Annotated in this window: 12 protein-coding genes; 5 read left to right on the top strand and 7 right to left on the bottom strand. The window is 68.9% G+C overall.

Annotation, left to right across the window (positions count from 1 at the left end):
- The first annotated feature begins 74 nt into the window (after positions 1–74).
- The 5 genes from ACFU3E_RS11210 (at position 75) to ACFU3E_RS11190 (ending at position 8,409) form a co-directional block, all read left to right on the top strand.
- The gene (locus ACFU3E_RS11210) at positions 75–1,520 is read left to right on the top strand and encodes a PLP-dependent aminotransferase family protein (protein ID WP_384154933.1); all 1,446 of its coding nucleotides are present in this window, start codon (positions 75–77) and stop codon (positions 1,518–1,520) included.
- A gap of 832 nt (positions 1,521–2,352) precedes the next feature.
- Positions 2,353–2,541: a hypothetical protein gene (locus tag ACFU3E_RS11205; RefSeq protein WP_384154931.1), complete on the top strand. Its 189-nt coding sequence runs from the start codon at positions 2,353–2,355 to the stop codon at positions 2,539–2,541.
- A gap of 247 nt (positions 2,542–2,788) precedes the next feature.
- Positions 2,789–4,201 (top strand): methyltransferase, encoded by a 1,413-nt coding sequence (locus tag ACFU3E_RS11200; RefSeq protein WP_384154929.1) that lies wholly within the window; start codon positions 2,789–2,791, stop codon positions 4,199–4,201.
- A 53-nt stretch (positions 4,202–4,254) separates the two neighbouring features.
- Positions 4,255–5,478 carry a methionine adenosyltransferase gene (gene metK / locus ACFU3E_RS11195; protein WP_384154927.1) on the top strand — a complete coding sequence of 408 codons (1,224 nt, stop codon included), beginning with the start codon at positions 4,255–4,257 and terminating at the stop codon, positions 5,476–5,478.
- A 141-nt stretch (positions 5,479–5,619) separates the two neighbouring features.
- Positions 5,620–8,409 (top strand): AAA family ATPase, encoded by a 2,790-nt coding sequence (locus ACFU3E_RS11190; protein WP_384154925.1) that lies wholly within the window; start codon positions 5,620–5,622, stop codon positions 8,407–8,409.
- Here ACFU3E_RS11190 and ACFU3E_RS11185 read toward each other — a convergent pair.
- The 7 genes from ACFU3E_RS11185 to ACFU3E_RS11155 all read right to left on the bottom strand — a co-directional run bounded on the left by ACFU3E_RS11185 (position 8,321) and on the right by ACFU3E_RS11155 (position 14,660).
- Positions 8,321–9,625 (bottom strand): MFS transporter, encoded by a 1,305-nt coding sequence (locus ACFU3E_RS11185; protein WP_384154923.1) that lies wholly within the window; start codon positions 9,623–9,625, stop codon positions 8,321–8,323. The genes ACFU3E_RS11190 and ACFU3E_RS11185 overlap by 89 nt on opposite strands.
- Positions 9,622–10,527, bottom strand: a complete 906-nt coding sequence (locus tag ACFU3E_RS11180; RefSeq protein WP_384154921.1) for an alpha/beta hydrolase — start codon at positions 10,525–10,527, stop codon at positions 9,622–9,624. The genes ACFU3E_RS11185 and ACFU3E_RS11180 overlap by 4 nt, the downstream gene beginning before the upstream one ends.
- A 33-nt stretch (positions 10,528–10,560) precedes the next feature.
- Entirely contained in the window at positions 10,561–11,346 is a 786-nt protein-coding gene (locus ACFU3E_RS11175) for a BTAD domain-containing putative transcriptional regulator (RefSeq protein WP_384154919.1), read from the bottom strand.
- 448 nt (positions 11,347–11,794) lie between these two features.
- Positions 11,795–12,739 carry an aromatase/cyclase gene (locus ACFU3E_RS11170; protein ID WP_384154917.1) on the bottom strand — a complete coding sequence of 315 codons (945 nt, stop codon included), beginning with the start codon at positions 12,737–12,739 and terminating at the stop codon, positions 11,795–11,797.
- Between the two features lie 20 nt (positions 12,740–12,759).
- Entirely contained in the window at positions 12,760–13,545 is a 786-nt protein-coding gene (locus ACFU3E_RS11165) for an SDR family NAD(P)-dependent oxidoreductase (protein WP_384154915.1), read from the bottom strand.
- 18 nt (positions 13,546–13,563) lie between these two features.
- Positions 13,564–13,833, bottom strand: a complete 270-nt coding sequence (locus tag ACFU3E_RS11160; RefSeq protein ID WP_384154913.1) for an acyl carrier protein — start codon at positions 13,831–13,833, stop codon at positions 13,564–13,566.
- A 41-nt stretch (positions 13,834–13,874) separates the two neighbouring features.
- Positions 13,875–14,660 carry an SDR family oxidoreductase gene (locus ACFU3E_RS11155; protein ID WP_384154911.1) on the bottom strand — a complete coding sequence of 262 codons (786 nt, stop codon included), beginning with the start codon at positions 14,658–14,660 and terminating at the stop codon, positions 13,875–13,877.
- Positions 14,661–14,701 lie beyond the last annotated feature (41 nt).

The following is a 14,701-nucleotide window of genomic DNA, read 5'->3' as shown; positions in this document are numbered from 1 at the left end:
TGGTCCACGTCGACCTCCTGTCGTGATCGCGGTTCACGCTAACGACGCTTGGCGAGGACGTACGATCCAATCGTGTGACCGAATCCCAGACCAATCTCGCGTGGGACACGCTGCTCGACCTCCCCGCCACAGGCGCGAAGCACGAGCGGCTCACCCGCGCGCTGCGGGCGGCGGTCCGCTCCGGACGGCTGCCCACGGGCAGCGCCCTGCCGCCGAGCCGCGTCCTGGCCACCGACCTGGGCTGTTCCCGCTGGGTCGTCACACAGGCGTACGCACAACTGGTCGCCGAGGGATACCTGGACGCCCGGGTCGGATCGGCCACCAGAGTGCGTTGGTCTCCCGACGCCGCGCCCACGCAACCGGACGCCGACCGACCGCCGACGCCGCCGACGCGGTTCGACCTGACGCCGGGCCTTCCCGACCTTCGCGCATTTCCGCGGTCCCGGTGGAGTGAGGCGCTCCGCGACCAGACGCGCCGTGTGCCGTGGTCCGATCTGGGTTTTCCGGTGCCGGGCGGACATCTGGAGCTTCGCCGGGCCCTGGCCGACCACCTGCACCGCTGCCGGGGCGTCATGGCGGACACCGACGACGTCGTGATCTCCACGGGTGTCACGGAAGGCGCCGCCCGTCTGTTCCGCGCCCTGCGAGCGGAGGGGATCACCCGCGTCGCCGTCGAGGACCCGGGTTGGACCCGCCTGCACCACGTGGCGCGCGAGGCCGGGCTGAGCACCGTGCCGGTCCCGGTGGACGAACACGGCCTGCGGGTGGCCGAGTTGGACCGTGACCCGGAGGTCCGCGCGGTGCTCACCACACCGGCCCACCAGTTCCCGACCGGCGTCACGCTCACGGCGGAGCGCCGCGCCTCGCTCGTGGCGTGGGCGCGGCGGGTCGACGGGGTGGTGCTGGAGGACGACTACGACTCCGAGTTCCGCTACGACCACCGGCCACTGAGTGCAGTCCAGGGGATGTGCCCGCAGCGGGTCGTGCTGCTGGGTTCGGTCAGCAAGGCACTGTCGCCGGCCCTGGGCATCGGTTGGGTGGTCGCGCCGCCGCGGTGGTGCCAGGTGCTGAAGACCAGCGGCACCGCCCGGTCCGGCCCGCCGGTGCTGGACCAACTGGCGTTCGCCCACCTGATCCGGACCGGTGGCTATGAGCGGCACCTGCGATCGGTGCGACGGCGCTACCGGGCTCGGCGGACCGCCCTGCTCGACGCACTGCGCACCCTGCTGCCGGCGTGCCGGGTCACCGGTACGGCCGCCGGCCTGCACCTGGTGGCCCACCTCGGTGACGGCGTCGATACGGCCGGCGTCGTCACGGCCGCAGCCGCCCGCGGACTTCGGCTGGTCGACCTGCACACCTACCAGGCGGACCGCAGAGAACCGGCGAACTGCCTGGTCCTGGGCTACGGCAATCTCGCCGACGGTGCCATCGTCGACGCCGTGGCCGTGCTCGCCGCGGCGGTGGCCGATCAGAGCGTGCAGGCCCGTCCGGGAGTGGTCAGGGCTCGGTCGTCCACGTGAGAGCGCGCCTTCCGCGGACGTGTCCGGTTCGGCTGTCGCGGTGTGCGCCGCCGGCATCGGTCATGAGGCAGGGGCGAGCGACAGGCATGGTGCGGCTGCCGACGGCCGGCATCGGCGAGGGTGATGACCCGTCTCGTCTCACCGGCCAGCTCGATCAGGGCCGACACGGAGCCGCGTCCCGACGCGTCACAGCGGCGTCCGCCCGGTCGGGCGCAACCTGGCGTACGCGGTCGGCCGGACCATCTCCGTACTCGACCGGTGTTGCCCCGAGCACGCTCGTGGTCGGCTGGGGGTGGCCGTTCCGCTCACGCTCGGGCCCGAAAACGAGTCAGCGCCCGAGCCGGCCGAAGCCGACACGGACGCTGCGTAGCAGTTCAGAGGTCATCTCCCCCGCACTGCCACCCGTAGGCCCTGTGGGACTCGAACCCACCACCAATGGATTAAGAGTCCTGGCCAAAGTTTGCCGGGTGGTTCCGGACGGTTCTTCGGTGTCCGCAACCACCTGGTCAGAGCAGGTGCTGCTTCTCGCTCAGTCCACGCCGTGATGGCCTCTGCCGCATCATCCGCTCACGCATCGCTCACGCACGGCGGGCCGCTGAGCAGCAGCTTTTCGGTCTACACGAGAACGACGCAGCCTCGCCGCTCCAGTTCGGTCAGCAGCGACGGCGAGGGCTCGCAGGCGCGGTTCGCATAGGTCGGCCATGGATGACCGTGTTGCCGTGGTCAGTCGGTTGTGCTGCGCCCGGAGTTCGATGAGTAGCACGCACGATGGCCGAAGACAGCGCCGAAGTGAACCGCCCCGCGCGGACCGCGCCGCGGCGAACCCGGCGGCATGGTCTTCGCCGGCACCCCCTACTCGATCGCCGACCGCATCATCCACCTGCACGGGCTGCTCGGTCACACCCGCCATACCCGGCGGCAGGACCTCGGCGGCAAGTCGCAGCGCGACTTCCTGCGCGGCGTCGAACCGCTCGGCACGATGGTGCTGCCCCAGATCCGTGCTGAGCCGACGCGACCATGAACGCGAACCGTCCGGTGACGGCAGGTGCTGCCGGCTGACGGCGATGAACCGCTTTCCGGCGTCGTGCTCAATACCGCGCCTGACCGGACGACCTGCCCCGAGGCCCGTACGGACACTGGGAATCCGGCCGTTCCGAGTGCTGCCCGAGCCTGCTCTGAGCGCACCCACCACATGATCGACAGGTCGGTTTCAGCAGCTGTCTCCGGCTGACGGAGACAGGCACTCCATGACAGCACCGAGGAGAATCATGTCGATCACGAATGAATGGATCGTGGGCTCCGGGACGGCCGGGGTCAGGACCGGTGAGGCGCGGGGAGCGTCTTCGTTCTGGGGCCGGCATCTGCCGGACGAGGTGGTCTTCCGGCCCGCGGCGGGAACGGTCGTGGTCACCTCGGCGGAGGTCTCTGTGACCGTTGCCCTCGCCACCGGGGAACAGGCTGACCCGCCGGTTCTGACGCTGGAGGTCGCGGACGTGCGTGACGTCCACGACGAGGCGGAGGCGGCAGGCGTCCGTGTTCTGCCGCTGCCCCTGCTCACGTCGGGAGGTTTCCGCGCCGTCGGACCGTACGGAATCGTCGTGGAGTTCAGGGAGGCGAAGACCGAGACCCTGGTCTCCCGCATTCTCGCGAAGACCGACACGGTCACTCCCTGGGCGATCCGGGCGGCGGTGACGCTGCGGCTGCCCGACCTGCTGGCCCGACGGTCCCTGTCCGCGGCCGAGGCGGCGGAGATGACGAGGACCGAGCCGGACGCGCTGCACCGTCTGCTGCACCTGCTGGCCCGGCACGGGGTGTTCACGGAGACGGCCGACGGCGGGTTCCGGGGCACCGCGCTCTCCGAGGGGCTGCGGGAGGGTCACCCCTCGGGCCTGATCGCGTCGCTGGACCTGGACAGCGCCCAGGCGCGGATCGACGAGGTCTCGCGGGGCATCCTCCACTCGATCCGCACGGGGGAGCCGGTCTACGAGCGTCTCTTCGGGCTCCCGCTGTGGGAGGACTTCGCGGCGAAGCCGAGGCTGTCGGAGTCCTTCCAGGAATGGATGAGCAACAAGACGAAGCTGCTGGCCCGCTCCTTCATCGAGGGCTACGACTGGAGCGGCGTACGGCATGTGATGGACGTGGGTGGCGGACGGGGCACCCTGCTGGCCGCGCTGCTGGACAGCTCCCCTTCCCTGCGGGGCACCCTGCTCGAACTACCCAGGACGGCCGAGGAGGCGGTCCGTGAACTGGCGGACGGCAGTACGGTCGACCGGATCTCCGTGGTCGGCGGCAGCTTCTTCGACCCGCTTCCTGCGGGCGCCGACACCGCCGTCCTGCACAACGTCCTGGTCAACTGGGACGACGCGGCGTCGATCCGCATTCTGCGACGGTGCTCGGAGGCCGTCGGGCCGGAGGGGCGGGTGCTGATCCTGGAAGGGCTGCCGCTCACCGGCGACGGCGGCACCGGCAGTCACGACGGCGGTGTCCTCGACGACCAGCGACTCCTGGCCCAGATCAACGTGCTCATGCTGATGCTCTTTGGCGGCAAGGAGCGCTCGCTGCCGGAGTACGGCCGGTTGGCCGAGGGGGCGGGGCTGGCCATCACCTCCGTCTCACCCACGTCGTCCGGCGTGCACATCATGGAGTGCCGCTCGGTGGCCGGGCACGGCACCGCCGGCTGACCTGTGCCGGACGAAGTCACCGTCTGCCCGTCCGTCCCCGTGTGGAGGTCTGTGTGTCCCGTCGTCTCTTCACCTCGGAGTCCGTGACCGAGGGTCACCCCGACAAGATCGCTGATCAGATCAGCGACACCATTCTCGACGCGCTTCTGCGCGAGGACCCGGCGTCCCGGGTCGCGGTCGAGACCTTGATCACCACCGGCCTGGTGCATGTCGCCGGTGAGGTCACCACCCAGGCGTACGCGCCGATTCCGCAGCTGGTCCGGGAGAAGATCCTGGAGATCGGCTACGACTCCTCGAAGAAGGGCTTCGACGGCGCTTCCTGCGGTGTCTCCGTGTCGATCGGGGCGCAGTCCCCGGACATCGCGCAGGGTGTGGACACGGCGTACGAGTCCCGGGCCGAGGGTGCCTCCCGGAGGGACGAAGTCGACGAGCTGGACCAGCAGGGCGCGGGCGACCAGGGTCTGATGTTCGGGTACGCGTCGGACGAGACGCCGACGCTGATGCCGTTGCCGATCTTCCTGGCGCACCGTCTGGCGAAGCGGCTGTCGGACGTCCGTAGGAACGGCACGATCCCCTACCTCCGTCCGGACGGCAAGACACAGGTCACCATCGAGTACGACGGTGACAGGGCGATGCGTCTGGACACGGTCGTCGTCTCCTCGCAGCACGCGAGTGACATCGACCTGGAGTCCCTCCTCGCCCCGGACATCCGTGAGTTCGTGGTGGAGGCCGAGCTGACGGCGCTCCTGGACGAGGGCGTCAAGCTCGACACGGAGAACCACCGGCTGCTGGTGAACCCGACCGGGCGTTTCGAGATCGGTGGCCCGATGGGGGATGCGGGGCTCACCGGCCGCAAGATCATCATCGACACGTACGGCGGGTTCGCCCGGCACGGTGGCGGTGCGTTCTCGGGCAAGGACCCGTCGAAGGTGGACCGTTCGGCGGCGTACGCGATGCGGTGGGTGGCGAAGAACGTCGTGGCGGCCGGCCTGGCGTCGCGCTGCGAGGTGCAGGTCGCGTACGCGATCGGCAGGGCGCAACCGGTCGGGCTGTTCGTGGAGACCTTCGGGACGGCCAAGGTCGACACGGAGAAGATCGAGAAGGCCATCGAGGAGGTCTTCGACCTCCGCCCGGCCGCGATCATCCGCGACCTCGACCTGCTGCGCCCGATCTACGCGCAGACCGCCGCGTACGGTCACTTCGGCCGTGAACGGCCCGACTTCACCTGGGAGAAGACGGACCGGGTGGACGCGCTGCGCAACGCTGCGGGGCTGTAGAACCAAGTCTCGGCACAGACCCAGATCTTAAAGTTTCAATCACATAAGTGGCCGGGAAGGAACAGGCGTACGTCGAGCTTGGACCATAAAGGCCGGAACCCTTGCCGTGCCGGCCTGGCGGAAAGACCGGAGCGTGTGTCGGTGGCCAGTCAGGAGGAAGCGGAATCCGCGCTGTGGGAAGCCATGCGGATGCCGTTCGAGGACGGCGGCAGGGTGGTGACCGTCCGGGGGGCGCCCGGCGTGGGGAAGACGTACCTTCTCGAACGGTTCGTCCACAGGGCGCGTGCCGCCGGAGCAGTGGTGCGGGAAGCCACCGGAGTGCCGACGGAGCGCGAGGTGGCCCTGAGGCTGGTCAAGGGGCTCTTCGGTGACGACGACATCGTGCGGGACGCCGGACACCAGCTGGAGGCGGCGCACTGCTGTGACGTGGAGGTGGCACGGCTGTGCGGGCCCTGCCAGTCCTTGGCGTCCAGGATGTACTCCCTGATCGAGCGGTCGCTCCGGTCGGCCGGCTCGGTGTCCCGCGTGGTCCTCGTCGTGGACGACCTGCACTTCTCCGACACGCCGTCGCTGTGGGTGCTGCGCTCTCTGCTGTCCCGGGTGCAGCGGCTCCCGGTCCTCCTGGTGGTTTCCGGCTCCCACATCGCCCCGTCACGACAGTTCCGTGACTTTCGGTTCGACACCGAGAGGAACCCCACGCTGCTGTCGCTGGAGCTGTCGCTGTTCACGTCCCGCGAAGCCGCCAAGCTGATGCGGAAGGTGACGGGGAAACGGCCCACGGCGGCCTATATGACGGAAGCCATGGCGCTGACCGGGGGCAATGCACGTCTACTGGTGGCCGTCGGGCGCGGCACCCGGGAGCTTCCGCAGCCGATGGACTCGCCGAAGTACAAGTCACACGGTCCGTCGCCGTTCCAGGGAGCAGTACGGCTGCTGGTGTGCGACAACGCGGTGGCCGAACTGGAACGGGTCGCCCGGGCCATGGCCGTCCTGGGTGGTGGCAGACCGGCCGCTCTGATCAGTGCCCTGAGCGGTGTGGGACTTGTCGAGACAGCACAGGCGGTGGCCCTGATCGACACTATGGGGCTGATCTCGGACGGCTACTTCAGGCATCCGGCGATCCGTGCGGCGATTCTGGAGGACCCCGACTTCAAGGAGCGCGGCGAGTTCCACAGGTCGGCGGCGCAGCTGCTGTACGAACAGGGCGCAGGCCCGCGCGAGGTCGCTGACTGCCTGATCGTGTCCGGAGTCGCGACGCGGGCGTGGGAACGAGCGGTGCTGCGGGAAGCGGCACGGTACGCCCGGGCCGAGGGGGAGTGGCACGAGGCGGTGCGCTGCCTGGAGCTGGCGCGAACCACCCTTTCCGACCCGGCCGAACATGCGGAGGTCCTCATGGAGGTGGCCTGCGCCAAGTGGCGGGTGGACGTCCCAGCGGCCTTGAGCCATCTTCCGGAACTGGTCTCCCATGTGCAGAAAGGGCGGATGACGAAGCAGGACGTCCTGTCGGTCTCGGGGATGTTGGCCTGGGCCGGGTACGCGAGGCAGGCCGAGGAGATCCTGGGGCTGCTGAGCGACTCGGACGGTTCACGGCCGGACAGGGGCCGCGACCTGGTGGAGTGTTCGGCCGCGCTGGGAGCTTTCCCGGCCGGCCCGGACACCGCCATCGCGTCCGCCACTCTGTGGTGGGGTGACGAGACGGTGGCGGTCATCGACACCTGCGGGACCGGCGCGCCGACGACGCCCCTTCTGAGCAAGGAGATGATCCACTCCTATCTCCTGGACGCCGACCAGTCGAACTGGGTCATGGACATCGGGTACTTCACGACGAGGCTGCTCCACCATGCCTGCCGGGGGCTGGCGATGTTTCCCTGCGACGGACTGGCGGACGAGGACATCGCGCGCATGAGCCCGTTCAGGCGCATGATCCTGCACTGCCTGCGGGCGGTCACCGCGCTGGACGCCGGCCGGCCGGCCGAGGCGGAGAACGAGGCCCGCAGCGCTATCGTCGGGCCCGCCAACTGGGGCGTCTACGTGGGTCTCCCGCTGGGCGTGCTGATCCTCGCCCAGGTGCAGCAGGGCAGGTTCGAGGACGTGAAGTCAACGCTGCGCATCCCCGTGCCCGCGCAGTCCATCGAATCGGAGTTCGGGCGCCTGTACATGCACGCGCGCGGGATGTACCGGCTGGCCATCGGGATGTCCTATTCCGCGTTGGGGGACTTCCTCACCTGCGGTGAGATCGAGAAGCGCCTGGGGATACCCCCCGTGCGCTCCTGCCCCTGGCAGGCGTGGGCCGCGCGCGCCTACCTCCTCCTCGGCCGCAGAGAGGAAGCGGTACGCATCGCTGAAGCGGCGATCGCCGTGTCCGACGACGCCCCTACGAAGGCGGTCGGGCTAAAGGCGCTTGCCCTCACCCGTCCGGTCGAGGACCGGGCGGACCTTCTACGGGAAGCGATCGGTCTGCTGGAAAGCTCTGGCCATCGGGTCGACCTCGCCTTCGTTCTCGACGAGTTGGGGCGTACCTACCACTCCGTCGGCCATGTGAAGGCGGGCCGCGCGCTCATACGCCAGGCCTGGAACATGGCCCGGTTCGGCGGATTCGAACCGCTGATGCGGGCCGTCAGAGCTTCCGAGGCGCTTCAGGAGGGCATCCCCCTGCCCATGGATGATCCGGACGACGCGGACACCCCGCAGGACCAGGACGCGTCGGCCGATGCCCTGGCCCGGAGCGTCGACACGCTCAGCTCGGCCGAACGGCGGGTGGCGTGGCTGGCGGGTATCGGGCACAGCAACCGGGAGGTGGCGGAACGGCTCTGCATCACGGTGAGCACGGTCGAGCAGCACCTCACGAAGATCTACCGGAAGCTCGGTCTGAAGCAGCGGAAGGATCTGGTGACCGCGGTGCCCATTCCGCCGGACGGGGTGCCACGCTGATGTCCGGCGCTCGCCGGCGTTCGAGGGCGCTCGCGACCAGAGTCGCGAGCAAGGCGACGGCGCCGCCCAGGACCAGGCCCGCCCGTACGCCGTGATACGAGATGATCCACCCCATGATCAGCGCTCCCACAGGGGTCGAGCCCTGCATGATCAGCGTGTAGACGGCGAGCACGCGGCCCCGGTAGCCCGGCTCTGTCCCCAACTGGACGCGATGGTTGGCGGCTTGGCCGAAGGCGACGGACGCGCATCCGGTCGCCGCCAGCAGGGCGGCCGCGGCCGGGAAACCGGGAGAGAGGCCCGCAGCGATCTCGAACAGTCCGAAGACCGCCGCCGACACCACGACGACACGGCTCGACGGGCGCCCGGTCCGGGTGGCGGTGACAAGCGCCGCGCACAGGGAGCCGAACGAGAACGCCGCGGTGAGCAGCCCGAAAGACCTGGCGTCGGTGTGGAACACGTTCTTCGCCAGCAGGGGCAGCGTGAGCTGGAAGTTCAGCGCGAAGACGCTCACCAGGAGCACCAGCAGCAGCGGCGTCACCAGATCGGGTCGGTCGCGCACATGCCGCAGGCCGTCCCTGATGCCGCCGCGCTGCCGTGTCACGGGGGCCTGGAACTCGGCCGGTCGCATCAGCCGCAGACAGACCAGGACGGTGGTGTAGCTCGCCGCGTTGAAGGCCACGACGGGTCCGACCCCGAACGCGGAGATGACCAGTCCGGCCATGGCCGGTCCGGCGACGCGGGCGAGGTTGAAGTAGGCCGCGCTGAGGGCGGAGGCGTTCGGCAGCAGGCCGGGCCCGACCATCTCCCCGACGAACGACATCCTGGTCGGCACCTCGACCGAGTTGACGATGCCGAGGAAGAGCGCGAAGGCGAAGACGTGCCACAGCCGCACGGCACCGCCGAGCACCAGCACCGCGAGGCCCAGCGACCCGACGGCGGAGGCGGCGTTGCAGAGCCCGAGCAGCATGCGTTTGTCGTACCGGTCGGCGAGTTTCCCGCCGTAGAGGGTGAGCAGCAGCATCGGACCGAACTGGGTGGCGGTGACGAGCCCCAGGGCCAGGCCGGAGTCGTCGGTCAGGGCCAGGACGAGCCAGTCCTGGGCCACGACCATCATCCAGGTGCCGGTCACCGACAGCACCTGCCCGGCCACGAACAGCCGGAAGTTCCTGATGGTCAGGGAACGGAAGACACCCCGCCCGGGGTTGCCTCCGCTCACGGCCGCGAGCCCCTGCCGGCCGCGAGCACCGTCTCGTCGGGGACGAGGCAGCTCTCCAGGAAGGCGAGGGCGCGCAGGTGGTACGAGCGGGCGGCCCAGCCAAGGCTGATGTTGTGGCCGGCCTCCGGCTGTCGGTCGACGGCGATACGCGCGACGGTGCTGAACCGGCCAGTCAGGTCGGCCAACGCCGCCTCGTCGTGTCGCCAGAACGCCTCGTGCTCGGCGAAGGTGAGCCGCAGCGGCGCCTCGACACCGGGCGCGACGGTCCGCAGGAGTGCGGGCCACCGCGCCAGCTCCGCGCGTTCGGCGTGGGGCATGGGCTCGACGATCCCGCGCCCCACGCCGAACGTGCCGGGCGGGTAGAGCCGCAGCGGGCCCCAGCTCTTCGGGGACCAGCCGCGTTCCAGTGCCTTCGACAGTTGGCCGGGGTCGATCGCGTACGTGTACCCGCAGCCCGAGATGTCCAGGCCGATCAGCCGCCGGGAAGGGCGCCCGGAGGCGACGACGAGGGCGACCTTGCCGCCGTAGGAGTGGGCCAGGAGGAAGAATCCCGCCCCCGTCGGGTAGCGGGCGGCGAAGTCGTCCAGTGCCGCTACGAGGAGCCCGGCCTGCTCGGCCGTACCCAGGCCGTCCGGCAGCCGGGCGGCGGAGGCCCGGTAGCCGGGCCGGTCCACGGCGAGGACGGTGAACCCGAGACGGGCCCCCAGCGACAACAGCGACAGCCCGGGGTGAGCCGGACCGGCGAAGTAGTCGGCGTTCATGCCACCGCCGTGGAGCGCCACGACAACGGCACGGGGCGGCGCACCGGCAGGCTCGCTCACCAGGGCGGACAGGGCGATGCCGTCGGCATCGAGCGTGATCCGTCGCGTGTCGGCGGCCGGTTCACGGGCCGGTGGAGCCATGGGGTTCTCCTCGGGAGACATGCCGTCAGAGGGTCACGCGCTGCGCCGGACCAACTGAGAGAGGGTCCTGCGGGTCACTTCGGACGAGGACGGCTTGGACAGGTCGGGCAGGGAGCTGAGGATGGCTTCCTGGAGCTCCCGGAGCTGGAGGGAGGGCTCGATGCCGACCTGGTCCATCAGGGCGGAGTAGAAACTCCGGTAGGTCTGAAGGGAGTCGGCGATCTGCCCGGACCGGTACAGCGCCAGCATCCGCTGGTACTGGAGTTTCTCGTTGAGCGGGTGCAGCCCGGCCAGGGAATTCAGTTCGGGGAGGAGCTGCAGGTCGCAGCCCTGGCCCAGGCAGGCGTCGATCCGCAGGATCTGCGCGGACAGCCGTGCCTCCTCCAGCTTCACGGCGTAACTGTCCAGCAGGGAGCCGCGGTGGACGTCGACCAGGGCAGAGCCGCGCCACAGTTTGAGCGCGTCGGTGAGCAGCGCCACCGCTTCCGTGTAGTGGCCGGACTGCATCTTCTGATGGCCCTTGTCGACGGCCGCGCTGAAGTCCTCGAAGTCCTTGGTGGTCGACTCCGGGGTCTGGAGGACATAGCCCCCCGGGCGGGTGACGATCGAGCTGGACAGCTCATTCTTCCCGGAGCCCCCGGGCTCGGCTCGTTTAAGGATCTTCCGGATCTGAAGAATGTATGTCTGCAAAGTAGTGGAAAGGCTGCGGGGTGGTGTGCTGCCCCACATCTCGTCGGTGAAGTCGGAGACGGTCACCACGTCGTTGGACCGTATTGCCAGCAGGGCTAATATCTGCCGGAGCTTTGGTGCGGAGGGCACGATGGAGTTCCCTCCGATGGCGATTTCGAGTGACCCCAATATCTTCACTTCCACCATGGTCCACGCCCTTCAGACGGCGAATTTTTCTGTCGCCTTCTTTTTTATTGATCGAGGAAAAGGATGTGACGATGACACTAAAGGAGGCCAGATGGGCAGCCAACCCCTAAGTTGATCATGGTGAGCGGTTCGTTACGCGGCGTGTGATGTCGCGGTCGGGGTTCCATAGGGGTGGAGCAGGGGTGAAACCGGCTGGATATCGTGACAAAACGGTGGAAAGACATCCTTTGGTCGAGGCTTGCTTTATTGAAGCTGCCTCCCCTTCCCAGTCGGCCGTTCCAGCCGGGCGCTGGGATTTCAGAAAGGCAGGTGCAAGGGTTGGCTCATTCCGACCGGTGAATTCATTCGGTGGAGTGCCCCGTAACACGGGAGTGTTACGGGGCACCGCCGGTCAGGATTTGCTCTCGGCATATTCCTTGGCGTGTCCGAGTGTGGCCAGGCTGTTTGTACCCAAAGCGTTTCGGACGAATGTCCGGGCATCCGCCACGTCCGCTGTCTCGCCGAGCACCTGACGGATGGTGTCCGGGTTGAGCACCACGGTGTGCCGCGAAGTCACGGCCACCCCGCCGGGTTCCTCGACCAGGCTCCACCTTCCCGTGTGCACAGTCATCAGCGCCGGCACCCGGGTCTGTTTGTAGACGATCCGCGTGCGTGGGAAACAGACTCGGACCGACTCGGTGCTGTGCTGTGAGCCGTCCTTGGTCAGCGTGTCCATCGTGAGGATCTGCAGACCGGGTTCGGTCTCGCGCAGCTCCACCCGGCTGACGTGCGGCAACCGCTCCCGCCACCGGTCGGCCGCGTTGAGGAAGTCGTAGACGTCCTCGGCCGAACCGTCGATGTGCACGGTGTCGTCGAAGGTCAGGAACAGCTCACCGGCATGGCTCGCCCGCCGCGCGCTGTCGCGCAGGGCGGCCAGCTCGGAACGGCTGTTGCGGTCCACCGCCTCGTCGATCCAGGCCAGCCCCTGGGGGGAGTCGTCGAGCGCGCGGTAGTCGTGCAGCAGCCGGACCCGGCAGGAGTCCGCCGTCAACGGCTCGATCACCCACGCGCCTCCCATCGCCGCGACCGGCGGCGCGGAGACCTCCTGACGGAAGGTGATGCGCAGTGCTTCCGGGTCCAGTTCCCTGCGGGAGGTCCAGGTCTTCACCTCGCCACGCGCGGTGGCCCAGATCCGTATCCGCTCCTGTCGGCCCGTCGACTCCAGCTGTTCCACATGGATGGTGGGCGGGAAGACATGAGGCCAGTTCGTCACGGACTCGATCAGCCCGTACACCGTGGTCGCCGGAGCCTCGATCGTGATCTCGTGCTCGACCTCGCGCAATGCCGATGCGCTCATCCGGTCGTCTCCAATCCTGTTCAGAAGTTGCCCAGACCGCCGCAGACGTTGATGGCCTGGGCCGTGATCGAGGCGGCGGTGTCGGAGGTCAGATAGGTCACCAGGCCCGCCACTTCCTCGGGGGTCGAGTAGCGGCCCAGCGGGATCTTGGCCTGGAACTTCTCCAGGACCGTGTCCTCGGAGGCGTCCCACGCCTGCGCGTAGCCCTGCCGGACCCGCGCCGCCATGGGCGTCTCGACATAGCCGGGGCACACCGCGTTGACAGTGATGCCGGTCGGAGCCAGCTCGTTGCCGAGCGCCTTGGTGAAGCCCACGACGCCGTGCTTGGAGGCGGAGTAGGGAGCGCCGAGGACGACACCCTGCTTCCCCGCGGTGGAGGCGATGTTGATCACCCGGCCACGGGCCCGCTCCCGCATGCCACCGGTGGTCAGCACCTCGCGCGTCATCCGGAACACACTGGTCAGGTTGGTGTCCAGGACATCGGCCCACAGCTCGTCGGCGATCTCCGCAGTCACCCCGCCACCACTGCGCCCGGCGTTGTTCACCAGCGTGTCCACCGCGCCGAACCGTTCGACGGCGGCGGTCACCAACGCGCGTACGTCCGTACCGGACCGCACGTCGCACGGGCTCCCGTCGACCTCCAGGTCCTGTTCCCGCAGGCTCTTGACCGTCGTGGCCACGGACTCCTCGGTGCGGGCGCAGACGTAGACGCGGTAACCCTCGCGCGCCAGACTCGTGGTCACGGCGAGCCCGATACCGCTCGTCGCCCCGGTGACGACCGCCACCCGCCTGTTCTGGTCAGCCATGATGTGCTCCCCTTGCGCTCAGGCCAGATTGGCGACGGACAGATGGTTGTTGACGGCATCGACCAGGGCGCGCGGGGTGCGGGCCTCGCCCAGCACCTCCTCGTCGAGGGAGATGGCGAACTCGCGCTCGATCCGCGTGCAGGTCTCCAGGACCGCCAGCGAGTCGTAGCCCAGTTCCTGGAAGTCGAGGTCGACCGTGGCCGCCTCCACCCCCGGGCCCTCGGGAGCCCCGGCCCCGTCGAAGAGGATGCGCTTCAGGTCCTCGATGCTGAACACGTTCTTTCCCATGGTTGTTTCCTCCTGGTCCGTCTCTTCGTTTTGTCCGGCCGTCAGGCGCGCGCGGACGTCATGGCGCCGTCCACGACGAATTCCGCACCGGTGACATTGGGCACCAGGTCGGAGGCCAGCAGCAGCGCGAGCGCGGCGATCTCGGTCTGTTCCGTTACCCTGCCGGTGGGAATTCCGGCCAGCTTCGGCATTTCATCGATGACCGCAGCCAGCGGAATACCCAGATCCCTCGCGATCCGGTCTCCGGCGCCACCCGGCGAGGTCCAGACACCGGTGTTGACGACACCCGGCGCGATGGTGTTGACCCGCAGTCCGCGGTCGGCGAACTGCTTTGCCACGGCGGCGGTGAAGTTGAGTGCCGCGCTCTTGGCCGCGCTGTACGGCATGTGCGCCGGGTCGGGGGTGCGTGCGGCGACCGAGTTGATGTGGATGATGCTGCCCCGGCGCTCCAGCAGGCTGGGCAGGGCCGCCCGGGTCATCCGCATCGTGCTCAGGAAACTGACCTTGAGCGCGTCGTACCAGAAAACGTCGTCGACCTCCGGGAACGGCCCGCCCGGGATGCTGCCGACACCGCCGACGTTGTTGACCAGTACGTCGATGCCGCCGAACTGCTCCAGGGCGTAGTCGGTGAGCCGCTGAGGCCCCTCGGTGGTGGAGAGGTCCACCTCGAAGGTGCGGAGACCGCTGTCCTTCGCCTCGGCGGTGGCGGTACGGGCCCCGCAGATCACGCGCGCGCCCTCATCGGCCAGCGCTTGTGCGATGGCCAGGCCGATGCCCCTGCTTCCCCCGGTCACGACGGCGGTCTTTCCTGTCAGGTTCAGATCCATGGTGCGATGACTCCTCGAACGTGTGCCGGCTCCCCCGTCGT

Origin of the sequence: Streptomyces sp. NPDC057424 (assembly GCF_042803315.1) — a bacterium.
Lineage (GTDB): Bacteria > Actinomycetota > Actinomycetes > Streptomycetales > Streptomycetaceae > Streptomyces.
Note: the sequence above shows the minus strand (reverse complement) of the source record. Positions and strands in the feature narration are given on the sequence as shown.